At 52.2% G+C, this 26433-nt stretch carries 24 protein-coding genes; 16 read left to right on the top strand and 8 right to left on the bottom strand.

The window, feature by feature from the left end:
* Positions 1-445: 445 nt before the first annotated feature.
* Positions 446-3370, top strand: a complete 2925-nt coding sequence (gene ehaB, locus AC3ITF_RS17240) for an autotransporter adhesin EhaB (protein ID WP_489175873.1) — start codon at positions 446-448, stop codon at positions 3368-3370.
* Positions 3371-3452: 82 nt separating this feature from the next.
* Positions 3453-4076, top strand: coding sequence for a hydrogen peroxide resistance inhibitor IprA (gene iprA, locus AC3ITF_RS17235; RefSeq protein ID WP_115259261.1), 624 nt, complete (start codon positions 3453-3455; stop codon positions 4074-4076).
* A 1-nt stretch (position 4077) separates the two neighbouring features.
* Here the strand turns inward: iprA and ampH are convergent, their stop codons facing one another.
* The gene (gene ampH / locus AC3ITF_RS17230; protein WP_096758119.1) at positions 4078-5235 is read right to left on the bottom strand and encodes a D-alanyl-D-alanine-carboxypeptidase/endopeptidase AmpH; all 1158 of its coding nucleotides are present in this window, start codon (positions 5233-5235) and stop codon (positions 4078-4080) included.
* Positions 5236-5618: 383 nt separating this feature from the next.
* On the opposite strand from ampH, the gene sbmA reads away from it, so the two are divergent.
* Both sbmA and AC3ITF_RS17220 read left to right on the top strand, forming a co-directional pair.
* Positions 5619-6839, top strand: coding sequence for a peptide antibiotic transporter SbmA (gene sbmA, locus AC3ITF_RS17225; protein WP_096758118.1), 1221 nt, complete (start codon positions 5619-5621; stop codon positions 6837-6839).
* A gap of 14 nt (positions 6840-6853) precedes the next feature.
* Positions 6854-7957 carry a DUF1615 domain-containing protein gene (locus AC3ITF_RS17220; RefSeq protein ID WP_096758117.1) on the top strand — a complete coding sequence of 368 codons (1104 nt, stop codon included), beginning with the start codon at positions 6854-6856 and terminating at the stop codon, positions 7955-7957.
* Here the strand turns inward: AC3ITF_RS17220 and AC3ITF_RS17215 are convergent.
* Positions 7942-8265, bottom strand: coding sequence for a DUF2755 family protein (locus AC3ITF_RS17215; protein ID WP_115259259.1), 324 nt, complete (start codon positions 8263-8265; stop codon positions 7942-7944). The two genes, AC3ITF_RS17220 and AC3ITF_RS17215, sit on opposite strands and share 16 nt — an antisense overlap.
* Before the next feature lie 265 nt (positions 8266-8530).
* On the opposite strand from AC3ITF_RS17215, the gene AC3ITF_RS17210 reads away from it, so the two are divergent.
* Positions 8531-8749: a DUF2754 domain-containing protein gene (locus AC3ITF_RS17210; protein WP_115259258.1), complete on the top strand. Its 219-nt coding sequence runs from the start codon at positions 8531-8533 to the stop codon at positions 8747-8749.
* Between the two features lie 22 nt (positions 8750-8771).
* Here AC3ITF_RS17210 and ddlA read toward each other — a convergent pair whose 3' ends face one another.
* Positions 8772-9866: a D-alanine--D-alanine ligase gene (gene ddlA, locus AC3ITF_RS17205; protein ID WP_489175872.1), complete on the bottom strand. Its 1095-nt coding sequence runs from the start codon at positions 9864-9866 to the stop codon at positions 8772-8774.
* Positions 9867-10167: 301 nt separating this feature from the next.
* Between ddlA and AC3ITF_RS17200 the strand changes: the two genes are divergently transcribed.
* The 5 genes from AC3ITF_RS17200 to adrA all read left to right on the top strand — a co-directional run bounded on the left by AC3ITF_RS17200 (position 10168) and on the right by adrA (position 15010).
* Positions 10168-11364, top strand: a complete 1197-nt coding sequence (locus AC3ITF_RS17200) for a multidrug efflux MFS transporter (RefSeq protein ID WP_096758114.1) — start codon at positions 10168-10170, stop codon at positions 11362-11364.
* A 248-nt stretch (positions 11365-11612) separates the two neighbouring features.
* On the top strand, positions 11613-11855 hold the full coding sequence (locus AC3ITF_RS17195; RefSeq protein ID WP_096758113.1) for a sigma-S stabilization anti-adapter protein IraP: 243 nt from the start codon (positions 11613-11615) through the stop codon (positions 11853-11855).
* Between the two features lie 106 nt (positions 11856-11961).
* A complete protein-coding gene (gene phoA / locus AC3ITF_RS17190) occupies positions 11962-13377 on the top strand; it encodes an alkaline phosphatase (protein ID WP_181517477.1) in 1416 nt (471 codons plus the stop codon).
* A 97-nt stretch (positions 13378-13474) separates the two neighbouring features.
* Complete coding sequence (psiF, locus tag AC3ITF_RS17185; RefSeq protein ID WP_096758111.1) at positions 13475-13795, top strand: phosphate starvation-inducible protein PsiF; 321 nt, start codon at positions 13475-13477, stop codon at positions 13793-13795.
* A gap of 99 nt (positions 13796-13894) precedes the next feature.
* Complete coding sequence (gene adrA / locus AC3ITF_RS17180; RefSeq protein WP_489175871.1) at positions 13895-15010, top strand: diguanylate cyclase AdrA; 1116 nt, start codon at positions 13895-13897, stop codon at positions 15008-15010.
* Between the two features lie 15 nt (positions 15011-15025).
* On the opposite strand, the gene proC is transcribed toward adrA, so the two are convergent.
* Positions 15026-15835, bottom strand: a complete 810-nt coding sequence (proC, locus tag AC3ITF_RS17175) for a pyrroline-5-carboxylate reductase (protein ID WP_096758109.1) — start codon at positions 15833-15835, stop codon at positions 15026-15028.
* A 181-nt stretch (positions 15836-16016) separates the two neighbouring features.
* On the opposite strand from proC, the gene AC3ITF_RS17170 reads away from it, so the two are divergent.
* From AC3ITF_RS17170 to ppnP, 5 genes are all read left to right on the top strand, one after another.
* The gene (locus AC3ITF_RS17170; protein ID WP_096758108.1) at positions 16017-16472 is read left to right on the top strand and encodes a YaiI/YqxD family protein; all 456 of its coding nucleotides are present in this window, start codon (positions 16017-16019) and stop codon (positions 16470-16472) included.
* A gap of 185 nt (positions 16473-16657) precedes the next feature.
* Complete coding sequence (aroL, locus tag AC3ITF_RS17165) at positions 16658-17203, top strand: shikimate kinase AroL (RefSeq protein ID WP_115259255.1); 546 nt, start codon at positions 16658-16660, stop codon at positions 17201-17203.
* Between the two features lie 26 nt (positions 17204-17229).
* A complete protein-coding gene (gene yaiA / locus AC3ITF_RS17160; protein WP_096758106.1) occupies positions 17230-17421 on the top strand; it encodes a protein YaiA in 192 nt (63 codons plus the stop codon).
* A gap of 213 nt (positions 17422-17634) precedes the next feature.
* Complete coding sequence (locus AC3ITF_RS17155; protein ID WP_115259254.1) at positions 17635-18312, top strand: AroM family protein; 678 nt, start codon at positions 17635-17637, stop codon at positions 18310-18312.
* Between the two features lie 71 nt (positions 18313-18383).
* Positions 18384-18668 (top strand): pyrimidine/purine nucleoside phosphorylase, encoded by a 285-nt coding sequence (ppnP, locus tag AC3ITF_RS17150; RefSeq protein ID WP_115259253.1) that lies wholly within the window; start codon positions 18384-18386, stop codon positions 18666-18668.
* A gap of 53 nt (positions 18669-18721) precedes the next feature.
* On the opposite strand, the gene rdgC is transcribed toward ppnP, so the two are convergent.
* On the bottom strand, positions 18722-19633 hold the full coding sequence (gene rdgC / locus AC3ITF_RS17145; protein ID WP_489175870.1) for a recombination-associated protein RdgC: 912 nt from the start codon (positions 19631-19633) through the stop codon (positions 18722-18724).
* A 125-nt stretch (positions 19634-19758) separates the two neighbouring features.
* Between rdgC and mak the strand changes: the two genes are divergently transcribed.
* Positions 19759-20667, top strand: coding sequence for a fructokinase (mak, locus tag AC3ITF_RS17140; protein ID WP_135912475.1), 909 nt, complete (start codon positions 19759-19761; stop codon positions 20665-20667).
* A gap of 5 nt (positions 20668-20672) precedes the next feature.
* Here the strand turns inward: mak and araJ are convergent, their stop codons facing one another.
* The 3 genes from araJ to sbcD all read right to left on the bottom strand — a co-directional run bounded on the left by araJ (position 20673) and on the right by sbcD (position 26381).
* Entirely contained in the window at positions 20673-21857 is a 1185-nt protein-coding gene (gene araJ / locus AC3ITF_RS17135) for an MFS transporter AraJ (RefSeq protein ID WP_137400420.1), read from the bottom strand.
* A gap of 193 nt (positions 21858-22050) precedes the next feature.
* Positions 22051-25182, bottom strand: coding sequence for an exonuclease subunit SbcC (gene sbcC / locus AC3ITF_RS17130; protein ID WP_181694952.1), 3132 nt, complete (start codon positions 25180-25182; stop codon positions 22051-22053).
* Positions 25179-26381 (bottom strand): exonuclease subunit SbcD, encoded by a 1203-nt coding sequence (sbcD, locus tag AC3ITF_RS17125; RefSeq protein WP_489175869.1) that lies wholly within the window; start codon positions 26379-26381, stop codon positions 25179-25181. The genes sbcC and sbcD overlap by 4 nt, the downstream gene beginning before the upstream one ends.
* Between the last annotated feature and the right edge of the window lie 52 nt (positions 26382-26433).

Below are 26433 nucleotides of genomic sequence, written 5' to 3'. Positions count from 1 at the left end.
TGTGTGTGGGTGTTTTACGAAAGTTGGCCTTATGCGAGTGACACCCGCGTACCGTATTTTTAAAAATTTAATATGCGTTATTTATACTTTATTGAATTTATCATTTTTAATATCAATAGGTTTTGCTGTGGGTTTGATTTTGTTTAATCGTTGATTAAATACCTTTCATTGTGCGTGTGTTTATTTGCTGTCCTTGTGGTTTTGTTTTTAGTTATCATTGTATTGTATGGTTTATTTTATTAATTTTCCCATAATTTACTGAAAGTAAAAGGTTTATGCTTTTTTTGTTTGTATTTCGTTTATTGTCCGCATTCGGACTTAAAGTAAAGAATAATTGAACCTTTTATCTATGACACCGCATAATCTTTCGGCGAAACATAATATGTTTACTATGCATTAATAATTGATGGATCAACTATATTACGTCCCTGAGGAGGGATGACAAATGCACACTTGGAAAAAGAAACTCGTAGTCTCACAATTAGCATTAGCCTGCACATTGGCAATCACTTCTCAGGCGAATGCTTCAACTGATATCTCTGGAACTACCTATACCACGTTCAATCATTACAATGATGCTTCCTACAGCGATGGTGTTTACTATGATGGATATGTTGGCTGGAATAACTACGACACGGATAGTATTTATAACGGTGATATTTACCCAGTAATTAATAACTCCACCGTTAATGGTGTCATTTCGACTTACTATCTGGATGATGGTCTTTCGACTAACAGTAATACCAATAGTCTGACGATTAAAAACAGCACTATTCACGGTATGGTAACATCCGAATGTATGACGACGGATTGTACTAACCGTAGTGGTACCGATTATTACTACGATCGTCTGGCGATGAGCGTTATCAACTCAACTATCGATGACAATTACGAACATTATACCTACAACGGTAGCTATAATGACGCAGTTGATTCACACGTTGTAGATGTTTACAACCTGGGTACGGCTATCACTCTGGATCAAGAAGTTGATCTGTCTATCTCCGCCAACTCTCACGTAGCGGGTATTACCCTGACTCAGGGTTATGAGTGGCAGGACATTGACGATAACACCGTCAGCACCGGCGTAAACAGCAGCGAAGTGTTTAACAACACCATCGCGGTTACCGATTCCACCCTGACCTCGGGTTCATGGTCTGATGAAGGAACATCCGGCTGGTTTGGCAACACCAGCAATGCGAGCGACTACAATGGTAACGGTTGGAACGCTAATGATGTAGCATTAGCGGTTATTGCAAATCCAAATGCAGATAACGCGATGCAGACCACTGCCACGTTTAATAATTCTACGCTGATGGGTGACGTGCTGTTCTCTAGCAACTTTGATGAGAACTTCTTCCCGAACGGCGCAGATACTTACCGTGATACTGATGCCGACCTGGATACCAACGGTTGGGATGGTACTGACCGTCTGGATCTGACCCTGAACAACGGCAGCAAGTGGGTTGGTGCGGCAATGTCCGTACACCAGGTGGATTCCGATGGTGATGGTGTTTATGACAGCTACTCTGCGGGCACTGAAGCTACCGCTACGCTGATCGACATCACCGCCAACAGCCTGTGGCCTGATTCAACCTACGGTGTCGATAGTGACACGACCTCTTATGACGAAAATGGTCATGTGGTTGGCAACTCTGTCTACCAGAGCGGTCTGTTTAACGTCACGCTGAACGGCGCTTCACAGTGGGATACCACTAAAACTTCTCTGATTGATACTCTGAGCATCAACAGCGGTTCCGTTGTGAACGTGGGTGATTCTACGCTGATTTCTGACACCCTCTCCCTGACCGGTGCTTCAGCACTGAACATCAACGAAGATGGGCATGTTGCGACGGATACGCTGTCTATTGACAACAGTACCGTAACGATTGCTGATGATGTTGCTGCTGGCTGGAGTGTAGGTAGTGCTGCGCTGTATGCCAATACCATTAACGTTACCAACAACGGTGTTCTGGATGTCGGCAACAGCACGGGCGATGCACTGCAAGTTGATACACTGAACCTGACCAGTTACACCGACGCTTACAACAATGTCAATGCCGGTGTTTTCGATATCAACAGCACCAACTATGTGCTGAATGCTGATCTGACCAACGATCGCACCAACGACACTACCCAGTCTAACTACGGTTACGGCGTGATCGCGATGAACTCTGATGGTCATCTGACTATCAACGGTAATGGCGATTCTGACACTTCAGGCGATCAGTCTGAAGTTGATAACTATGGTGACCACGTAGCGGCGGCAACCGGTAACTATAAAGTTCGCATCGATAACGCCACTGGTGCAGGCTCTGTTGCTGATTACAAAGGTAACGAGCTGATCTACGTTAACGACACGAACAGCAACGCGACCTTCTCTGCGGCTAACAAAGCTGACCTGGGTGCTTACACTTATCAGGCGCAGCAGCAGGGTAACACCGTTGTTCTGCAGCAGATGGAACTGACAGACTACGCGAACATGGCGCTGAGCATCCCGTCTGCTAACACCAATATCTGGAACCTGGAACAAGATACTGTCGGTACGCGTCTGACCAATGCACGTCACGGTCTGGCGGATAACGGTGGCGCGTGGGTGAGCTACTTCGGCGGCAGCTTCAACGGCGACAACGGCACCATTAACTACGATCAGGACGTTAACGGCATCATGGTCGGCCTTGATACCAAAGTTGACGGTAACAATGCACAGTGGATTGTCGGTGCCGCAGCGGGCTTTGCGAAAGGTGACGTAAGCGATAACAGCGGACAGGTGGATCAGGATAGCCAGACTGCCTATATCTACTCTTCTGCTCGCTTCGCAAACAACCTCTTTATTGATGGTTCTTTGAACTACTCTCATTTCAACAACGATCTGTCTGCTAACATGAGCAACGGTCAGTACGTTGACGGTAGCAGTGCTTCTGATGCCTGGGGCTTCGGTCTGAAACTGGGCTATGACCTGAAACTGGGTGACGCAGGTTACGTGACGCCTTACGGTAGCGTATCCGGTCTGTTCCAGTCTGGTGATGACTATAAGCTGAGCAACGACATGAAAGTTGACGGTCAGTCTTATGACAGCATGCGTTATGAACTGGGTGTTGATGCCGGTTATACCTTCGCTTACAGCGATGACCAGGCGCTGACTCCGTACTTCAAACTGGCGTACGTTTATGACGATGCGGGTAACGATGCTAACGTCAACGGTGATTCCATCGACAATGGTACAGAAGGTTCTGCGGTACGTGTTGGACTGGGTACTCAGTTCAGCTTTACCAAAAACTTCAGCGCATATACCGATGCCAGCTACCTCGGCGGTGGTGATGTCGATCAAGACTGGTCTGCGAATGCAGGCGTTAAATATACCTGGTAAGAATCCCTATTAGAGGACTCGGTATTTTAATCCCAATAAGCCCGTCAAGGATTTGACGGGCTTTTATGCAAGGAATGCGTAAATGTTATCTGTAGATAAGCCTTTTCTGGAATTTGGTAAGCTGGATAAATGTTTGTCGAAATATGGCGAGCGTTTTGAATATGAAAATGAAAAACAAATAATATATTCCAGTGATGTAAATAAAAACGACACTTTTGTTGTTTTAAAGGGGGTTGTCTCGCTGAGGCGAGGAGAAACCATACTGGTTGGCATTACACAGGCACCGTTTATTATGGGACTTGCTGATGGTGTGATGAAAACAGATATTCAATATAGATTAATAACAGAAGGTTACTGTACGGGTTATTATCTGCCCGCGTCCCAAACGATTAATATCATTGAACAATGCCAGCTATGGCGCGAGGCCTTTAGCTGGTTAGCATGGCAGCACTGCATGCTTGAATTACGCGACCTGCAATTAATTGGCAATAACTCCTACGATCAAATCCGCGCCACGCTGATATCCATGATGAAATGGGATGAGTTACTGCGCTCTCGCGTTGGTGTTATGAACTATATCCACCAACGAACACGTATTTCACGCTCTGTCGTCGCAGAAATTCTCGCGGCACTGCGTAAAGGCGGCTACATTGAAATGAATAAAGGCAAACTGGTGAATATTAACCGTTTGCCTTTTGAGTACTAAATCAGGATGCGGGGATAACCTGGGGTTTGTTTCCGCTCAACTCACTCACCAGATCGTTGATACCATCGCTCATATTGGTAAATCGGGTCAGCGGAGAACGGGTAACCACAATAAAGGCCCCTACGTTTTTCTGCGGGATCATCGCCATATAGGTAATGAATCCACCACCCCCACCGGTTTTTTGAATAATCCCCGGGCGGCCATTTTTCGGTGCCATATAGACCCAGCCCAGGCCCAGCGCATCGGCTTTGCCTGGCACGTCCATGCCAATTACTTTGGTTAACTGTGTACGCTGATAAATCAGCGTCTGCATCCGGTCAGCCTGCTGGCTGCGCTGATAAAAGTCTGAAGAGAGATACTGCTGCATCCAGCGCATCATATCGCCAGGCGTCGAATAGACGCCGCCGCTGCCCATAGCCGCCAGCGTATTGTTACACGGGCTGGCCCCTTTTTCGGCGACCATCAGGCGCTTGCACTGATCGGGTGAAGGCGTAAACGTGGTGTCTTTCATCCCGAGCGGTCGGGTGATTTTCTCTTCAAACAGCTGTTGATAAGGCTTACCGGACGCGGCTGCCAGCGCATCGGCCAGTAGATCGAACGCCAGATTCGAGTAGGAGGCCTGCGATCCGGGAGCAGCTTTCAGCGTGGCGGTAGAGAGGTAACTCCAGCGCTGCTCGCGCGTTGGCCAGACAAATACCGGGCGTTTTGCCGCACCGCCTGGCTGCTCGCGGGGTAGGGCGCTGGTATGAGTCGCCAGATTCACCAGTGTGATCGGCGTTCCCTGCCAGGTCGGGACTCGTGCACCGGGCGGTGCATATTTACTCAATGGATCGTTCAGTTTTACCGTGCCCTGATCGAGTAATTTGACCAGCATTTCACTGGTCATCAATTTGGTAATTGAGGCGATGCGGATCACCGAATCCAGCTGCGGATGAACATTATTGCCAGGGCGTGTTTCGCCAAAGCTGCGAAATACACGCTGATTACCGTCAATGACTACGAGCGCCATTCCCGTCGCCCCGCTGCCGTAGAAGATGTGATCGGCGTAACGATCGACGATATCAGAGGCGAAGACCGGATCGGTGATAGGCTGTGCCGCCTGGACAGATGTCAATGACGCCGCACACAGCGCGGCAGAAAAAAGCAGACTACGTTTCAACGGTGGTGTCCATGAGTTAGGGGTAGTAAAAAAGGATGACGTGCGTATGCGTATTTATACTACTCATCGGCATATTGCAAAGTGCTATTACGCCAATCATAGTGTGAAAAACGTAACGATGAGTAAACGTTACCTTTTCCCCCGGAGTGGATGTTCGCTTTTGTGATCTCACGCTGCGATAATCTGAATATGCCGGAACGCTGTCAGGTATGAAAACCATAGAAACAATTCTTCAGGGCCGATAGCGAACTAAGCGCGTCGGTTCTGGTCACAATTGTCGGTTTCAGCATGTGTTTATTGGGCGTTAGCCGTCTTGCCATCGTTTGCACGCTGGCAAATGCACAGCAGTCGTCATAACGATAAGAAGTTAGCAGGAGAGCACTATGTTTACGTCTTTTTTCCCAAAGCCGGGACCGTTCTTTATTTCGGCATTTATTTGGGCACTGGTCGCCGTTGTATTCTGGCAGGCAGGTGGGGGAGCCTGGGTTGCACATATCACCGGCGCATCGGGTGATGTGCCTATAAGCGCCGCCCGGTTCTGGTCGCTGGATTATCTGATTTTTTATGCATATTACCTTCTCTGCGTCGGCCTGTTCGCCGCGTTCTGGTTTATCTACTGTCCACACCGTTGGCAGTATTGGTCCATATTGGGCACGTCGCTGATTATCTTTGTGACCTGGTTTCTGGTTGAAGTCGGGGTTGCCGTCAACGCCTGGTATGCGCCGTTCTATGACCTGATTCAAACCGCACTGAGCGCTCCTCATAAGGTGAAGATTGAACAGTTCTATCATGAAGTGGGGATCTTCCTTGGCATCGCGCTGATTGCCGTGGTAATTGGGGTGATGAACAATTTCTTCGTCAGCCATTACGTGTTCCGCTGGCGTACCGCGATGAACGAACATTATATGGCGCACTGGCAGCATCTGCGTCATATCGAAGGCGCCGCGCAGCGTGTGCAGGAAGACACCATGCGCTTCGCCTCTACGCTGGAAGATATGGGCGTCAGTTTTATCAATGCGATTATGACGCTGATTGCCTTCTTACCGGTGCTGGTCACGCTGTCTGCGCATGTCCCTGATCTGCCGATTGTTGGCCATGTTCCCTATGGTCTGGTGATTGCTGCCATTGTCTGGTCGTTGATGGGCACCGGCTTGCTGGCGGTGGTGGGGATCAAACTCCCGGGTCTGGAGTTTAAAAACCAGCGCGTGGAAGCTGCTTACCGTAAAGAACTGGTCTACGGCGAAGATGATGCTAATCGCGCAACGCCGCCGACCGTGCGCGAGCTGTTTCACGCGGTGCGTCAGAACTATTTCCGCCTCTATTTTCACTATATGTACTTTAATATCGCCCGTATTCTTTACCTGCAGGTGGATAACGTTTTCGGTTTGTTCCTGCTGTTTCCGTCAATTGTTGCCGGTACGATTACGCTCGGTCTGATGACGCAAATCACCAACGTGTTTGGTCAGGTGCGCGGATCGTTCCAGTATCTGATTAACTCCTGGACGACGTTAGTGGAATTAATGTCTATCTATAAGCGTCTGCGCAGCTTCGAACGTGAGCTGGATGGTCAGGATATTCAGGCCGTAACCCATACGCTTAGCTAACAAAAGGAGATGTTATGTCGACGGTTTCCCGTCTTTACCCCTGGTCTTGTCTGGCGGCGTTGGTGCTGGTGGGATGCAGTAGCCAGTCTTCGCAGCCGTTAAAAAAAGGGGAGAAAGCCGTCGATGTGGCGAGCGTGGTCCGTCAGAAGATGCCGGCCAGCGTGAAGGACAGAGACGCCTGGGCGCAGGATCTGGCCAGGACGTTTGAAAGCCAGAAGCTGGCACCGACGGTTGAGAATGTCTGTTCGGTGCTGGCGGTAGCGCAGCAGGAGTCTAACTATCAGGCGGACCCGGCGGTACCGGGCTTAAATAAAATAGCCTGGAAAGAGATCGACCGCCGCGCTGAGCGCATGCATATTCCGCTGTTTGTGGTGCACACCGCGCTGAAGATTAACTCGCCGACCGGCAAAACCTACAGCGAGCGTCTGGATTCGGTAAAAACGGAAAAGCAGCTTAGCGCTATTTTTGATGATTTTATCAATATGGTGCCGATGGGGCAGACGCTATTCGGTTCGCTTAATCCGGTGCATACAGGCGGTCCGATGCAGGTCAGCATCGCGTTTGCTGAACAACACGCTTCAGGCTATCCGTGGAAAATGGCGGGGACGGTACGTCAGGAAGTCTTCACCCGTCGTGGTGGGCTGTGGTTCGGGACCTATCATTTGCTGAATTACCCGGCGAACTATAGCGCGCCTATCTTCCGTTTCGCTGATTTTAATGCGGGCTGGTACGCCAGTCGTAATGCGGCTTTCCAGAACGCGGTGACTAAGGCCAGCGGCGTGAAACTGGCGTTGGACGGTGATTTGATTCGCTACGACAGCAACGATCCAGGCAAAACAGAGCTGGCGGTACGTAAGCTGGCCGGGAAGCTGGACATGAGCGAGAGTGATATCCATCGGCAGTTGCAAAAAGGTGACAGCCTCGCGTTTGAAGAGACCGCGTTGTACAAGAACGTGTATAAGCTAGCGGAAGCGAAAACGGGCAAAACCTTACCCCGCGAAATGCTGCCGGGTATTCAGCTCGAAAGTCCAAAGATTACCCGTAATCTGACCACCGCGTGGTTTGCGAAACGGGTGGATGAGCGACGGGCAAAATGTATGGGTCAGTCATCTTTGTGATGGCGTTGGCGCCAGTGCAACACGGCTGCGATGGTGCCAAGAATCAGACCGCCGACCAGGAAGGGAATCAAACCAAAAATTGTTCCTACGCCCAATCCGATCTCGATGTGCGGGCGTCCGCTCTCCTGCATTTGCAGTTGCATTAGCTGTTCATAAATACCGGGTGCGTGAGCCAGTAGGGTTAATACCTGCGCCCCGACCCAAAAGCAAAACAGCACAAAGACGGCATAGACAATGTTGCCGGTCAGCGAGGAGGGATCCCGATGCTTGCCCTTAAACGGGAATTTTGAGAGCGTAAAATCAGCCATAAAGACCTCCAGCAACAACCTGCTTTTCTTGACGTAATGCCAGTAACTGACAGTGAGTCTGACAGGTGATCGGGATTGTCAATATCAGAATGATGGTAATTTCAGCCAGGGATTATTCCTGGATTTCGTTTTTTTGCCTGTCGTCACAAATATGTAACCTTAAGTGAAATTAGATTACATCTAAGAAATTCTGCCTACGCCACAGACCGCCAGAGAGAAATGTGCGAGGATGCGTCTTTATAACGTTGTGATCCCCGGAGCTGTTATGAACCTGCCTGTAAAACTTCGCCGCGACTGGCACTACTACGCGTTTGCTATTGGGCTTATCTTTATTCTCAACGGGGTGGTGGGATTACTGGGATTTGAAGCGAAGGGGTGGCAAACCTATGCGGTGGGGCTGGTTACCTGGGTGATTAGCTTTTGGCTTGCCGGATTGATTATCCGCCGCCGCGCGGAAGATGACGAAACGCAGGATGCCCAATAGCTATCGGGCACCCTGGCGGGGTTTACATACTGGTTTTCAGCGCGCTGTTTGCTGCGTGACGCTCCAGTGCCAGTTCGATCAGACGGGTGATCAAATCGGTATAACCTAAGCCGCTCGCCTGCCATAGTTTTGGATACATACTGATATTGGTGAAGCCCGGTAGCGTGTTGATCTCGTTGATCACCACGTCATTTTCCGCGGTTAAGAACACATCTACGCGTGCCATGCCAGCGCAACCCAGCGTCTGGTAAGCCTGAATCGCTATCTCGCGGATCTTGTCGTTAATCTCCGGCGCAATGGCCGCCGGGACCACGACTTTGGCACCGTTATCGTCAATGTACTTGGTGTCATAGGCGTAAAAATCGCTGTTCAGAACGATCTCGCCACAGGTGCTGGCCTGCGGATGATCGTTCCCCAGCACCGCGCATTCGATCTCACGACCAACGACCCCTTGTTCCACCACCACTTTATGGTCGAACTCAAATGCCAGCGCCACGGCCTGGTTATATTGAGCTTCGTTGGTGACTTTACTGACCCCAACGGACGAGCCCTGATTAGCCGGCTTGACGAACAGCGGCAGGCCCAGGCGCGATTCAACCTCTGCGAAGCTGATGCTATTACGATTAGCGCGGGTGAGCGTAATAAAGGGGGCAATGTTTAATCCGGCGTCGCGCAGCAGACGTTTAGTCACGTCTTTATCCATGCATGCCGCTGAGCCCAGCACGTCGGAACCGACGAACGGGAGATTTGCCACGCGCAGCATACCTTGCAGGGAACCATCTTCGCCCAACGTACCGTGCACAATCGGGAAAATAACATCGACGGTTTGCAGCGGCTGACCGTTGTGCGCATCAATCAACTGGTGTTCTTGCTTTCCCGGTACCTGCGCCAGGCTGGTTGTCGAAGGACGCAGCGCAATACGCGCCGGGTCGTTGGCATTAAGTAGATAGTTGCTGGCATCGCTGACGTGCCATTGCCCTTCTTTATCAATACCTAACAGCACAACATCAAAGCGAGTCTTGTCGATGGCATCGACAATATTTTTTGCCGATTGCAATGACACTTCATGTTCTGCTGATTTACCACCAAATACGATTCCTACCCGCAACTTTGCCATCTTAAAAACCCATTCCATGAATGCAAAGCACATACATTACCACGACAAAACGCAGGATTCCTCGGCTTCTGGCAGAATGTTTTCGTGCGTCGCCAGGGAAAGGAAACTCACAAATCTGCGCTGGAGCCTCAAAGCATATTCCCCTGCAATAAATAGGGGTTATGTGTGATGAATATCACAAATATGATGAGCGGGGAGATAAAATACTAAACTGTGAGGTATCGCACCTCTGGGCCCTTGTCCGGACACGTAATTTGTTAAGCTGCTCGCAGTTTTCAGCTACTTATCGTTATGAGTCCCTATGGAATCCTGGAGAGTTAACCTTATTTCCGTTTGGTTCGGGTGCTTTTTTACCGGACTGGCGATCAGCCAAATCCTGCCTTTTTTACCGCTCTATGTTTCCCAGCTTGGGGTGACCTCGCATGAAGCGCTATCGATGTGGTCCGGGTTAACGTTTAGCGTCACCTTTCTGATTTCCGCCATTGTTTCGCCGATGTGGGGCAGTTTAGCCGATCGTAAAGGGCGTAAGCTGATGCTGCTGCGCGCCTCGTTGGGGATGGCGATTGCGATTTTATTGCAGGCCTTTGCCACTAATGTCTGGCAGCTTTTCCTGCTGCGTGGTGTGATGGGATTAACGTCGGGATACATCCCTAATGCGATGGCGTTAGTGGCGTCGCAGGTTCCGCGTGAACGCAGCGGTTGGGCGCTAAGTACGCTCTCTACGGCACAGATTAGCGGGGTGATTGGTGGGCCGCTGATGGGCGGTTTTATTGCCGACCACGTGGGCTTGCGCGCGGTATTTTGTATTACCGCCGGGCTGCTGGTGGTCAGTTTCATGGTCACGCTATTCTTCATTAAAGAGGGTGTGCGCCCAACGATTAAAAAAAGTGAACGCTTAAGCGGCAAGGCTGTGTTCGCCTCGCTGCCTTATCCGGCGCTGGTAATCAGCCTGTTTTTTACTACCCTAGTTATCCAGTTGTGCAACGGATCAATCGGTCCCATTCTGGCACTGTTTATTAAATCGATGGTGCCAGACAGCGGCAATATTGCCTTTCTCAGCGGGCTGATTGCCTCGGTGCCTGGTATATCGGCGCTGATTTCAGCCCCCCGGCTGGGCAAATTAGGCGATCGGGTGGGAACTGAACGGATCCTCATGGCGACGCTTATCTTTGCCGTGGTGCTGTTTTTCGCCATGTCCTGGGTCACAACGCCGTTGCAGTTGGGGGTATTGCGTTTCCTGCTAGGCTTTGCCGATGGCGCAATGCTTCCTGCCGTGCAAACGCTACTGGTGAAATACTCCAGCGACCAGGTAACCGGGCGTATTTTTGGCTATAACCAGTCGTTTATGTATCTGGGCAACGTCGCCGGACCGTTAATGGGAGCCACCGTGTCGGCCATGGCGGGTTTTCGCTGGGTGTTTATCGCGACCGCGAGCATTGTGCTGATCAACATTTGGCAACTGGCTGTCGCGTTACGACGTCGGCGTCGCACGCGCTGAATGGCGAATAAACCCCGTTGGCTGTCAGCGGGGTTTATCCATAAGTTTGTATTATATTACTGGGTGATTATTAAGCTTCTCACCCTTTTATATTGAATAATTCTGTCGTAATTCCCAATTCATCTTATTTTGCGGTGTGATTGTTTTCGCAAAACGTTTTATTTCTGCTAAAAATACAACTTTCATCCCCTAGGCAGTTGGGAGCCATAATGCTACCGTGACCCATATTTTGTTAAGGGAATACACAAATGAAAAATCTCGTCACTGAGTTGTTACTTAAGCTCGCCCAAAAAGAAGAAGAGTCACAGGACCTCGCCGCTCAGGTAGAAACCTTAGAGCGCGTTATCATGGAAATGCTGCATACGATGGCGACGCATGAGCAGCAAACACTGATTCGTCATATTGAGGGCGCGCTGGCAGGCGTAAGCCGCATGCCAGCCTGTTTAACAACCTTGCATGACGTCGGCGAGAGGGTACCCAAAGCGTATTGAGGTTTGCGTAGCGCCTCACGACGTTGAATCATCATAAAAGTGTCACATCAAATACTTATAGTCGCTTTGTTTTAATTTTACCGTATTTATACATGGAGAAAATAAAGTGAAACAAAGCGCACTCGCTATTGCCCTGTTACCTTTGCTGTTTACCCCGGTTATTTATGCAGAATCATCTGCTGTGCCGGTTATGGATAATCGCGCCGCTCAGGGGGATATCACCACGCCGGGTGGCGCTCGCCGATTAGCCGGCGATCAAACGGCCGCTCTGCGTGATTCACTGATTAATAAACCGGCTAAAAATATTATTTTGCTGATCGGCGATGGTATGGGTGACTCAGAAATTACTGCAGCGCGAAATTATGCCGAAGGCGCGGGCGGCTTTTTTAAAGGGATTGATGCGCTACCCCTGACTGGACAATACACCCACTATTCGCTGGATAAGAAAACGGGTAAACCCGATTACGTGACAGATTCAGCGGCTTCGGCAACGGCGTGGACCACCGGGGTGAAATCCTATAATGGTGCGCTGGGCGTTGATATCCATGAAAAAGATCACGCCACGATTCTGGAAATGGCAAAAGCCGTAGGTCTGGCTACCGGCAACGTTTCTACAGCTGAATTACAGGATGCCACTCCGGCTGCGCTGGTTGCGCATGTGACGTCACGTAAATGCTACGGTCCGAGCGTGACCCGTGAAAAATGCCCGACTAATGCGCTGGAAAACGGCGGTAAAGGGTCAATCACTGAACAATTGTTGAATGCCCGTGCCGACGTCACGCTGGGGGGCGGGGCAAAAACGTTTGCTGAAACCGCTGCTGCGGGTGAATGGCAGGGCAAGACGCTGCGTGAGCAGGCGCAGATGCGCGGCTATCAGTTGGTGAGCGACGCAACATCGCTTGCGGCAATCACTGACGCCAGTCAGGATAAACCGCTGCTGGGGTTGTTCTCTGAAGGTAATATGCCGGTGCGTTGGGAAGGACCAAAAGCCTCGTATCATGGCAACATTGATAAGCCGGCTGTGACCTGTACGCCAAATGCCAAACGCAACGACACGGTGCCGACGCTGGCACAGATGACGGATAAAGCGATTGAGCTGTTAAGCAAAAATGAAAAAGGCTTCTTCCTGCAGGTGGAAGGCGCGTCAATCGATAAACAGGATCATGCTGCTAACCCGTGCGGGCAGATTGGCGAAACGGTCGATCTGGACGAAGCCGTACAGCGCGCGCTGGCCTTTGCGAAGAAAGACGGTAATACGCTGGTGGTGGTAACCGCCGATCACGCGCATGCCAGCCAGATAGTGGCGCCAGATACCAAAGCGCCGGGCCTGACTCAGGCGCTGAACACCAAAGATGGCGCGGTGATGGTCATCAGCTACGGCAACTCTGAAGAAGAATCTCAGGAGCATACGGGCAGCCAACTGCGTATTGCTGCCTATGGGCCGCATGCGGCGAATGTGGTTGGCCTGACCGACCAGACCGATTTGTTCTACACCATGAAATCGGCCTTAGGGCTGAAATAAGTACACGCCCGGCGGCATTACTTTTGCTGTCGGGTGGTTTTTTTATCGTTAGCAGCCAGACTTATCTGTGTCTCGTCGTTCAGAAAAGGAAGGTGCTATGAAAATATCATTAGTCATGACGTTGCTTTTTGGTCTGCTTTTTTTAGCGACTGTTGGCGCCGCCGAGAAAACGCTAACCCCGCAACAACAACGAATGACCACCTGTAACCAGCAGGCCACAGCGCAGACCTTAAAAGGGGATGCGCGTAAGAGCTATATGAGTGATTGCCTGAAAAACAGTAAATCGGCCCCCGAGGAAAAAAGCCTGACGCCACAGCAACAGAAGATGCGTGAATGTAATGTTCAGGCAACGGAACAGTCGCTGAAAGGTGATGATCGCAATAAATTTATGAGTGCCTGCCTGAAAAAAGCAGCGTAATTGCGTAGTACATAAGGGTGAGCAGCGAAATTCGCTCACCCGAAATATCATACTCCCGCGTACGTCCTCCTTTCTATAATTTGGGAAATTTGTTTCAGAATGTTCCTAAATACGATGAATGATGAAAGTTTCTATCAAAAAAAGGTCGTCCCAAATGAAGCGGTTTTATCGCTTCATCAAAATGACCATCAGCGCTCCGGACTGCGATTTGCCCGACGGATCAGGCTGCCGCGCGCGGTGGGATTGGGCGGGATGTTTTTCCCTATCGCGTCGGTCCTGGTGTCTCAGCCGATCACCGGAGGCTGGTGGCTTTTATTGGTAGGATGGGCTTTTGTCTGGCCGCATCTGGCATGGCAGTTGGCGGGCAAAGCAGATGACCCGATGCATAGCGAATTCACCAACTTAAAAGCCGATGCGATTCTGACCGGAATATGGATAGGGCTGATGGGGGTAAACCTGCTACCGTCGACGGCCCTACTGATGATTATCTGTATTAACCTGATGGGCGCAGGGGGAATACGGTTATTCATCGCCGGTCTGGTGTTGACGATTGTCTCATGTCTGGTCACCCTGCAACTGACGGACATCCCCGTGGTGTTTAGCAGTACGCAACTGAGTGTGATGTTGTCGCTGCCGGTGTTGGTGTTGTATCCGCTGCTGTTTGCGTGGGTGAGCTATAAGACGGTCATCAAACTGGCTGAGCACAAGCGTCGGTTGCAGGTGATGAGCACGCGAGATGGTATGACCGGTGTGTATAACCGACGTCATTGGGAGCTTTTGCTGCGCAATGAATTTGATAACTGCCGCCGTTATCAGCGCGACGCCACGTTACTGATTATCGATATCGACCACTTCAAAAGTATTAACGATACCTGGGGCCATGGCGTTGGCGATGAGGCTATTGTCGCGCTAACGCGTCAGTTGCAGATGACGCTGCGCGGCAGCGATGTCATAGGGCGTTTTGGTGGCGATGAATTTGCTGTGATTATGTGCGGTACCCCGGCGAGCAGCGCCATCGCCGCCATGTCTCGCGTCCACGAACGACTCAGCCTATTGCGATTGTCCTGTGCTCCGCAGGTTGCTCTGCGTATCAGCGTCGGCGTCGCACCGCTGACTTCAGAAACGGAACACTATCGAGAATGGCTGAAATCGGCGGATATGGCGCTTTATAAAGCAAAGAATTCCGGACGTAACCGCACTGAAGCGGCGGCCTGACGTCCGATTGCCCACTCAGGATTTGCTTAGTTTTTCCGACTGTTCCATGCACTTAACCATCGCTTCAATGACTGAAGAACGGAAACCACGGGCTTCCAGAACGCGCACGGCCTCAATGGTTGTTCCACCTGGTGAGCACACCATATCCTTCAGTTCTCCAGGATGTTTTCCTGTTTCGAGAACCATTTTTGCTGACCCCATCACCGCCTGTGCGGCGAATTTATACGCCTGCGCACGGGGCATGCCGCCCTGGACGGCCGCATCAGCCATCGCTTCAATAAACATAAACACGTAGGCCGGCGCAGAACCGCTGACGCCGACGACCGGGTGAATCATCGATTCCGCAATCACTTCAGCTTCGCCAAAGCAGCGGAAAATATTTAATACGTCAGCCGTATCTTCCGGCGTCACCAGCGCGTTTGGCGTTACGGAGGTCATGCCCGCATTAACCAGCGACGGTGTGTTGGGCATCGCGCGGATAATTTTACGGTCATGACCCAGCGCGCGGGCAAGCTGATCGAGCGTGACGCCAGCGGCAATAGAGACGACCAGTGAATCTTTGTTCAGGCTGGAGGTGATTTCGCTCAGCACTTTAACCATGATGCCGGGTTTCACAGCACCAAAGACAATATCGGCAATTTGGGCGACTTCCTGCGCCGACTGCGCGGCGTTGATGCCGTACTGGTCGTGTAATGCGGCGACTTTATCAGGAGAGGGGGTATAGACCCAGATTTGTCCGGGGAGAACCTGACCACTGGCGATCATGCCTCCAAGAATGGCTTTGCCCATATTGCCGCAGCCGATAAAACCAATTTTCTTGTCCATCTTGTCACTCCCTATGCGTGATATTCATTGTTTTATACCCGTCATACTTTTGAATTACTTAGGGTATACCTGGGAAAGTTAAGCTTAGCGCGGAATGGATATGTTCAGAAGGAGAAACAGCACTTTGCCGGAAAGTAAAAGCACGAGACAATGTGCGATTGCACAGGAACCAGGAGGTGTTATGACAATATGGGTGGATGCGGATGCGTGTCCGAATGTGATTAAAGATATTTTGTACCGGGCTTCAGAGCGTATGCAGATGCCGCTGATTTTGGTCGCCAACCAGAGTTTGCGCGTGCCGCCTTCGCGTTTTATCCGTACATTACGTGTTCCTGCCGGGTTTGATGTTGCCGATAACGAGATTGTGCGCCAGTGTAGCGCAGGCGATTTGGTGGTAACGGCGGATATACCGCTGGCTTCTGAAGTGATTGAAAAAGGGGCCGCGGCGCTGAATCCTCGTGGCGAACGCTATACCGAAGCCACCATCCGTGAACGTCTGATGATGCGTGATTTTATGGATACACTCCGTGCCAGTGGGATCCAGACCGGAGGCCCGGACACGCTTTCACCGCGCGACCGACAGCATTTTGCTGCTGAACTGGATAAGTGGTGGCTGGAAGTTCAGCGTAGAAAATAACGACTGTAATTTATTTTTTACACTTTCATCATTGTGAAATCTTGTTATAGTGAGAATTAATGGGCTTTTTAGTCTGTAGTGGAACTTATTCTTTACGTTTTTGTGATGTACTAGTTTGATGGTATGATTATAACTTTAACAGCATCAGATCCCGCTTGTGGGCGGCTCTCTGGGGAATTTCTTCGATGACGCAACCTCTTTTTCTTGTTGGCCCGCGGGGCTGTGGTAAGACGACAACCGGTATGGCGCTGGCGAAAGCTATCGACTTCCAGTTTGTTGATACCGATCGCTGGTTGCAATCACATGTGCAAATGACCGTTGCCGAAATCGTTGAAAGAGAGGGGTGGGAAGGATTTCGCGCTCAGGAGACGACCGCTTTGCAGGCCGTGACCGGCCCCTCAACGGTTATTGCGACCGGTGGCGGCATTATTCTTACCGAATATAACCGTCACTACATGCGAAATAACGGCATGGTCATTTATTTAAGCGCGCCGGTCTCGGTACTGGTGAGTCGCCTGGAAGCCGCGCCTGAAGAAGGATTGCGCCCAACCTTAACCGGTAAACCGCTGACCGAAGAGGTGCAGGAAGTGCTTGAGCAACGCGACGAGCTGTATCGTCAAGCGGCGCACTTTATTGTTGATGCAACGCACGAACCCTCTCAGGTTGTGGCTGATATCCTGGCGATGATGTCCCAGGCTGCGCCGCGGTTGCAGGGTGGGGTCTATACTTAACGCTTATCCATTCAAAAGGAAGCGCTATGCCGACAAACCCCCCTTATCCACGTAAAGCGACGATTGTTACTGTTGAAAAAGGTACGCCAGGCCAGACGGTCACCTGGTATCAACTCCGCGCTGACCACCCGAAGCCGAATTCGTTGATTAGCGAACATCCGTCCGCGCAGGAAGCAATGGATGCCAAAAAACGCTATGAGGATCCGCAGAAAACCTGAGGTCGGACGCTGTCTGTGTCACATTTTTCGCACGTCTCTGGAGAGTGCGAAAAATGAAAAGTAAACGATAACAATAAATTATTAGAATGATTTGGAATCTTTACACAATGTATTGCTTATCTGCTGCTACGCTTTTGAACATTTGTAGCGCAGGTCAGTGCCCGGCATTTATCCGGGAATTCACAGCAAAGTAAGAAGACGGTGGAGCAACACATGAGTACGTCGTTGGCTATCCTCACGATTGGCGTTGTGCCGATGTGTGAGGTATTACCGCTCCTGACGGAATATATCGATGAGCAACACATTACCCACCATAGTTTGCTAGGGCAGATGCGGCGGGAAGAGGTGATGGCCGAGTACGCCATCTCGCCGGGCGACGATGTGTTATTAACGCTGCTCAGTGACCAACAGTTGGCGCACGTTTCGCGCCAGAAAGTGGAACGCGCGCTGCAAGGTATCGTTGAGGTGCTGGATAATCAGGGCTTTGACGTTATTTTATTGATGAGCACTGCGGTCATTACTCGTCTGACGATCCGAAACGGCATCCTGCTGGAGCCCTTACGTATTATTCCCCCTCTGGTGGCGTCGATTGTCGACGGGCATCAGGTTGGTGTGATTGTACCCGTCACTGAATTACTCGCCGCCCAGACGCAGAAATGGCAGGTGCTACAAACGCCGCCAGTCTATGCCGTGGCCAATCCCATTGATGGCACTGAACAACAACTGATTGATGCTGGAAAGCAACTTCTTGAACAAGGTGCCGACGTGATTATGCTCGACTGCCTGGGGTTTAATCAGCGTCATCGTGATGTACTGCAAAAATCACTCGACGTTCCGGTACTGTTGTCGAATGTGCTGATAGCCCGTCTGGCTTCGGAACTTCTGGCGTAATTTTGCGTGACAGAGGGAACGTCAGGCCCCTATATTGGTTGTTAACTTAATAACGAGATAGGGCCAGTGGTATGCTTCAAAGTAATGAATACTTTTCCGGCAAAGTAAAATCGATTGGTTTTACCAGCAGCAGTACTGGCCGCGCCAGCGTGGGTGTGATGGTGGAAGGCGAGTACACCTTTGGCACGGCGGCACCTGAAGAGATGACGGTGGTGAGCGGGGCATTGAATGTATTGCTGCCGGGCGAAACTGAGTGGAAAGTGTATGCTGCCGGGGAGACGTTTAACGTGCCTGGGCACAGTGAATTTCATCTGCAGGTCGCAGAGCCGACGTCCTATCTTTGCCGTTACCTGTAAGCGTAATATGCCGGATAAGCCGCTTGTGGCGTTATCCGGCAAGACGGGTGCGCTTAGCGCTGCGCTTCGCCGCCTAATCCTTCCACCAGGCTTTTAATCAACGCTGCCAGTTCACCGGTCATCAGGATGAAATCGGCATCAAAACGCTGACCGTAATCTTCTCTGTCGATATCTTCGTTCTGGTCGCGCAGCTCATCGCAGAACTTCAGACGCTTAATCGAGCCATCGTCACACATCAAAAACTGAATGCGCTGCTGCCAGTCGAGAGCCAGCTTAGTGACGACTTTTCCGGCTTCAATGTGCACGGCGATCTCATCACTCACCAGGTCCTGTTTCTTCGCCCGGATCACACCACCGTCTTCCAGCATGGCTTTCAGTTCGGCTTCATCCAGCAACTGGAATCCTTGCGCAGTCGTCCCGGAACGGACCCATTCGGTGAGCGTGAGCTCTATCGGGTTTTCCAGGGTCAGCGGGACTACCGGCAGTGAGCCCAGGCTTTTACGCAGCAGTGCCAGCGTATCTTCCGCTTTCTTGGCGCTCGCACAGTCGACGATGATCAAATCATTAACGGTGTCTATCCACATCATTGTCTGGCTAAAGCGGCTAAAGGCACGCGGCAGCAAGGAGTGCAACACTTCATCTTTCAGCGAGTCTTTCTCGGTCTTCTTGAGTTTGCGACCCTGCTCAGCTTCCAGCTTGAAGATTTTGGTTTCCAGCGCCTGCTTGATCACCGGCGACGGCAGAATTTTTTCTTCTTTGCGGGCGCAGATAATAATTTGGCCATTGTTAGAATGCGTCAATGCGTCGCTGTGCGATCCCATCGGCGGAACCCAGCCCATTTTTGCCATATCCTGGCTACCACAAGGGGTAAACGTCATTGAGGCAAGCTGTTTTTCCATCTCTTCGGCGCGCAAAGAAACATCGCGGCTAAGACGGTAAACCATTAAATTTTTGAACCACAGCATGATAATTTCCACGGCCTTGTCGTTAAATTCAGCGGGCATAATAACGAATTGTCGGCGGGCGTGCATTGCCTAACACCATGCTCGCCTCTACTCTGTTGATATTCCCAAAAAATGAGGACCAGCGTGTGCGTATAGGAATCGATTTAGGTGGTACCAAAACAGAAGTTATCGCGCTGAGTGATGCGGGGGAGCAACTTTTCCGCCATCGCCTGCCCACGCCGCGTGATGACTACCGGCAAACCATAGAAACTATTGCCGCACTGGTGGATATGGCGGAAAAAGCCACCGGACAGACCGGAACCGTTGGTATGGGGATCCCCGGATCGATTTCCCCTTACACGGGGGTGGTGAAGAATGCCAACTCAACCTGGCTCAATGGGCAGCCTTTTGACAAAGACTTAAGCGTGCGTCTGAACCGGGAGGTCCGTCTGGCTAACGATGCTAACTGCCTGGCGGTCTCTGAAGCGGTAGACGGCGCTGCGGCGGGCGCGCAAACGGTGTTCGCGGTGATTATCGGTACCGGCTGCGGCTCCGGGGTGGCGTTCAATGGTCGGGCACATATCGGCGGCAACGGTACTGCGGGTGAGTGGGGGCATAATCCGCTGCCGTGGATGGACGAAGATGAACTGCGCTATCGGCAGGAAGTACCGTGTTACTGCGGGAAGCAAGGTTGTATTGAAACCTTCATCTCCGGGACCGGGTTCGCCACGGATTATCATCGCCTGAGCGGTAATAAACTGAAAGGTAGCGATATTATTCGGCTGGTGAGCGAAGGTGATGCGCTGGCGGAACAGGCGTTACGCCGCTATGAATTGCGCCTGGCAAAATCGTTGGCTCATGTGGTGAACATCCTTGACCCGGACGTCATCGTACTGGGGGGCGGGATGAGCAATGTCGACAGGTTGTATCAGACCGTTCCGTCATTGATTAAACAGTTCGTCTTTGGCGGTGAGTGTGCAACGCCTTTACGCAAGGCGTTGCACGGTGATTCCAGTGGGGTTCGCGGTGCGGCCTGGCTGTGGCCGCAGGGGTAATTTTGCTATGCCGGATGGCGCTTATCCGGCATACAATTTATGCCCGTAGGGCGGTTCAGACGCCCATACAGCAGCAGCGATGACATGGCGGAAAACGACAGCAGGGCCGCTGGGAGGGTTACGTAGTTGTAGGCAAAACCCAGCGTCAGCATCATGCCGCCGCAGTATGCGCCAACCGCGCTACCGAGGTTAAAGGCCATTTGCCCACCGGCGGCACCCAGCAGTTCGCCGCCTTTCGCATTTTGCAGCAGCAAAATTTGTAGCGGGGCCGACAGCGCAAACAGACCCGCGCAGCAAATAAAGGCGAAGGTCAGCGACGCGGCTTTCATATCGCCGACGAAAAACAGCATCACCAGGGCCAGCACAATCACGAAGTCGGTCACCACCGCAATGCGCAGCGGCGTATAGCGGCCCGAAATCCGCCCACTCAGCAGATTGCCCAGCACCATGCCTAATCCAGCCAGCATCATGATGAAGGTCATCAGCGCTTCAGAAAAACCGGAGATATACATCATGTATGGCTTCACATAGCTAAACCAGGCGAACACGCCGGCGTTGCCAAACATCGTAGCGGAGAAAATAAGCCACGGTGCCGGGCTTTTCAGAAAGTGAAATTGCTCTCGCAGTTTGCCTTTTGCTTCGTCACTGATGTTGGGCACCCAGAAGGCAATCGACGCAATGACTGCAATGTTAAACACGGCGATCAGCAAAAAGGTGTAGCGCCAGCTAAATGCCTGACTCAGCCAGGTACCGACGGGAATGCCAATCAGGTTGGCGACGGTCATCCCACTGACCATGCCAGCGACGGCGGCGGTGACTTTCCCCGGGCGTGCGAGTTTAGTCAGAATTATGGCCCCGACGCCAAAGAATGCACCGTGCGGAAAACCGGAAACCAGCCTGCCGACCGCCAGCATAAAATAGGATGAGGAGAGGGTGAAGATGGCGTTACCTATTACACACAACGTGACCAGAAACAGCAGAATATGTTTCAGCGAAAAGCGGTTGGAAAAGATCGCAATAATCGGTGCACCCAGCACCACGCCGAAGGCGTAAAACGAAATCATGTGGCCCGCCGCAGGAATGGAAATTCCTACATCTCGCGCCAGCTCGGTTAACACACCCATGATGCCAAACTCGGCCATGCCCAGCCCAAACGTCCCGAGGGCTAAAGAGAAAATCACTTTTTTCATACGACCTGCCAGCAATATCAGCGCTGATGTGCGCCACAGCGGCGAACGTTCGCCGCCAATAAGAGCATAGCTTGCGGATAAGTGAAATGAAATGCCATTTCATATCCGTCTCTGAGTATGCAATATTATGCTACATATTGTGCCGGATGGCGCTAACGCTTATCCGGCCTGTGAAGCCGCACCCGTCTGCCGACTACTCCACCGCAAACATCTTGTCGAGTTTGCTATAACCCAGTCCGTTGATTTTCTTCACCTTGATTTGCACCGGAATGCGCTCTTTCATGGCCTCGACGTGGCTTATAACGCCAATGGTTTTGCCGGTGGCATTTAGCGCATCCAGCGCGTCCAACGCGGTATCCAGCGTTTCGCTGTCCAGCGTGCCAAAACCTTCATCAAGGAACAGGGAGTCAATGCGCGTTTTGTGGCTGACCAGATCGGACAGTGCCAGGGCCAGGGCCAGACTTACCAGGAAGCTTTCACCGCCGGACAGCGTGCGGGTATCGCGAACGGCGTCGGCTTGCCAGGTATCAACCACTTCCAGCTCCAGCGCTTCGCTGGCTTTTCGCTGTAGCAGATAGCGACCGTGCAGGCGGGTCAGTTGATTATTAGCCAACCACACCAGGTTATCCAGCGTCAGACCTTGGGCAAACTTGCGGAATTTATCCCCTTCTTTCGAGCCAATTAGCGCATTCAGATAGCCCCAGTCTTCGACCTGGCTGGCCGCCTCTTTAATCTGCTGCATTAATGCCTGCTGACGCTGGCGGTTATCGCTGTCCTGCTTAAGCTGCTGGCGTAACTCCCCCTGTTGGGTGGTGTTCTCTCGAAGTTGTTGCGCCAGTTGTTGCAGCCGGGCTTGCAGGGTTTGTGCGTCGGCGTCCAGCCCCTCCGGGCGCAGCGCCTGATGCGTCTGCAGTTGTTGGCTGGCTTGCCCGGACAGCGCCGTTGCCTGCTGCGATTGATTTTCCAGCGTCTGTTTTAACTGCTCAAGGCGGCGGACGGTATCGTCATCCAGCAGCGCGGAGAGGAACGCCTCTTGATCGGCAAAGCAACTGGCCGCCAGGGCGGCGGTAAATTGCGCCTGCGACTGTTGCAAACGTTCGCTTTCCAGCGTTTCCTGCTGTTGCTGTGCGGCAAGCTGGCTTTGCAGCGACACGCAGTCGTCGTGAATTTCGCGCCAGTTTTCAGGGATAACCGTTTCGGCTTCTGCGGTGTCCGTTGCCGGAAGCGTGTCGAGCAGCGGCTTCAGGGCGTGAATGCGTTCCTGAATCACGCCATGCTGCGTCTGTTTCTCCTGCCACTGCGCGAATTCGGTTTCGCGGGCGCTTAACCAGGCTGCCTCTGTGCCGTCTTCCGGTGCAGTCAGTGACAGCGCGGACAAGGCGCTTTCCAGCCCCTGATGCGTCGTCGCCAGCTGTTGTTGATACTGGCGTTCCTGTTGTTGCTGATCGTGTAACTGGTTTTCCAGCGTCAGGCGCTGGCTGAGCAGATAAAGCTGGCGCTCGTAGTGCTCCTGTTCGCCCATCCAGCCGGTAATATCCTCCTGAATATTCAGCGTAATATTCAGAGCGGTGCAAACGTCCTGCCACTCTTTAGTGAGTGCTTGCTCTTCCTGAGAGAGCGTCTGTATCTCTTCTGTCTCACGCTGGATTTGCTGTGTCAGGGCATTGACCTGCCCCAGAACCAGCAGACCTTCCTCTTTCAGTGCTGTGACTTCTTTGGCTAACTGGTCGCGACGCCGCTGGTTTGCACTCAGTTCCAGCGCCTGATACTCCGAGACCGCAGGATGTGCAGTAGAGCCGCATAACGGGCAGGGCTGTCCGGCCTGCAAAAGCGCGCGCTCTGCCTCCAGACTTTTGATTTTTTCTTCCTGTTTGCAGAGCGTTTCAACGTCCAGGTAGTGCTGATTTTTTTCTTTATATTGCTGTCGGCGTAGCGCGAGCGTTTCATTGAGCGCGGCCTGCTGCGCCTGCGCTTTTTGCACGCTTTCACCGTTCTGACGCAGACGTTTTTGCAACGGCTGATAGCGAGCATGAAGTGAGGTCAGACGCTGACGGAAAGCCCGTGATTGCGCTTGCTGTTCCATCGCGACCGCAACCTCATCCGCGGTGAGCGTCAGGGCATTTTCCGGCAACGCCGCCAGTTTCTGGCGTAACTCAGCGATACGGGCAGCGAGCGCCGTAAGCTGATGCTTATCGCGACTACGCTGAGAAAAAAGAGCGCGCCAGCCCGCAATCTCCTGGCCCCATAAGCGGAATCGATCATGCTCCGCCAACCACTGCGCCAGTGCGGTAAGTTCGGTCTGAAGTTGCTCGTGGCTGCGCAGTGCACCGTTGCGGATGCGCGCGCGCAGCGAGGTTTTAGCGTGTAAGCGAGTATTTACTTCAATGATCCGCTGCTTTGTTTGCGCCAGGCGTGCAGTCTGCTCCTGCTGGCGATCCCACAGTGGACGAAGCTGGTTGGCAGGCTGAGCGAGCTGGAGTCTTGCCAGCTCAGGCGCGGCGTCCGCAAGCGCCTGTTGGGCCTGCTGCGCTAAGCTAGCCACGCGCTGCTGTTCACGAACCAGTTCTTCGCTGCGCGTAACCCATTGAAAATCTTTCTGCTGATGTTGCTGCTGCGCCAGCAAAATTTTTTCTTCGTCAGTAAGTACCTGCAAACTTTGCTGCAACTGCTGTTGCTGCTCTTCGCTTAACAGTACGACACCCGCCGCCTGCGCTTCGCATATTTCGAGCGTATTGCGCGCCGCTTTGTGTTTTTCAAACACCATTGCCGAAATTTGTCCGTAGATTTCGGTGCCGGTCAGCTCTTCCAGCAGCTCAGCGCGCTCCTTGGGTTTGGCGTTAAGGAAGGCGGCAAATTGCCCCTGCGACAGCAGCATCGAACGCGTAAACCGTCCGTAATCCAGCCCGGTGAGCGTGGCGGTCATGTCCAGTTTATCTTTGATTTTATCGGCGAGGATTTTTCCGTCGGCGCAGCGGGCAAGTTCCACGCGCGGGACCTGCAGATTGCCGTCAGGCTGATTACGCGCCCGATTCTGGCTCCAGAACGCGCGGTAGGCTTCGCCTTTAACTTCGAACTCGACCTCTGCCAGACACTCGGCGGTGTCGCGGGTCATCAGGTCGTTTTGCGACTGTGATACGGTATTCAGGCGCGGTGTCTCGTGGTACAGCGCGAGACAAATCGCATCAAGCAGGGTGGTTTTTCCGGCCCCTGTAGGCCCGGTGATGGCAAACAGACCGTTGCTGGCAAAAGGCTCTGCCGTAAAATCGACTTTCCATTCCCCTTTCAGGGAGTTGAGGTTTTTCAGGCGCAGGCTAAGAATTTTCATGCGTCAGCCTCCCCGGCAAGCGTCTGTAACGTGTCATTAAACAGCTGATTAAGACGTTCCCGCCTCGGCGCTTCCAGTTCCTCCAGCGCCAGACGGCGGTCAAAGACTTCCGTCACGCTCAGTTCGCTCAGCGTTTCACGCCGCTCATTGGCCATAATACGCTCGCGCTGCTCCCGACTGCGGCGCACCAGCAGAACCTCTACCGGCAGGTCTTCCGTCAACGCCTGAATTTTGCGCTGCATGTCGTGCAGGTAATCGTCGGTGGTGATTTCAATATCTAACCAGACGGGCGTTTGCAGCTCTACATCGCGCCATTGCTCAAGCTGGGCGGTAATGGCGGCTAAATCGCCTTTCAATACTGCCAGCGGCTGCGTGACCGGTACGGTGAGATTGTCGACGGTATGTAGCTTGCCGTCTTCGAAGCTCACCAGATGCACGCCTTTGTTTTTGCCACATTCGTCAAAACTGAGGGCAATCGGCGAGCCACAGTAGCGAATATGTTCTGTTCCGCCGATGACCTGCGCCCGGTGAATATGTCCCAACGCGATGTAATCTGCTGGCGGGAAATTCTGCGCCGGAAAGGCATCCAGTGTGCCAATATAAATGTCACGTACCGCGTCACTTTTGCTGGCACCGACGGTCGTCAGGTGCCCGGTTGCAATGATCGGCAGGTTGCGTTCACCGCGCAGTTCACAGGCGTCCAGGTACTGCTGCTGGTAATAGTCGGTAATTGCCCCCAGCAAATGCTGTTGTTTTTCGCTGCCGGTGAGTCCCGCCTGGCTGGTGATGATGTCGCGTGGGCGTAAAAAGGGAATCGGGCACAGCACGGCGCCTGGCGTGCCGTCGCGGCGTTTCAGTATTTGCGGTCCATGGCCTGCGCTGGCGACCACCGTGGTGTTCAGAAACGCCAAAATATCGCGTGATTCATTAAGCGTGGCGACCGAGTCATGGTTGCCTGCCAGCACCACCAGGTGGCAGCCTGTTTGCTGCAAATTGACGACAAAGCGGTTGTAAATCTCGCGGGCATAGCTCGGCGGTGAGCCGGTATCAAAAATATCGCCTGCCACAATAATGGCATCCACCTGATGGGATTGTGCGGTCTCCAGCAGCCAGTCAAGAAAGGCCTGATGCTCGGCGGCGCGGCTCTTGCTGTAGAAGTTTTGGCCCAGATGCCAGTCTGAGGTATGAAGGATGCGCATACGAGTTCCATGACGAAAAAGCAATGAGGGGGATTATACCCTTGCAATGGCG

It is taken from the genome of Citrobacter sp. KH_055_1, assembly GCF_057838705.1.
Note: the sequence above shows the minus strand (reverse complement) of the source record. Positions and strands in the feature narration are given on the sequence as shown.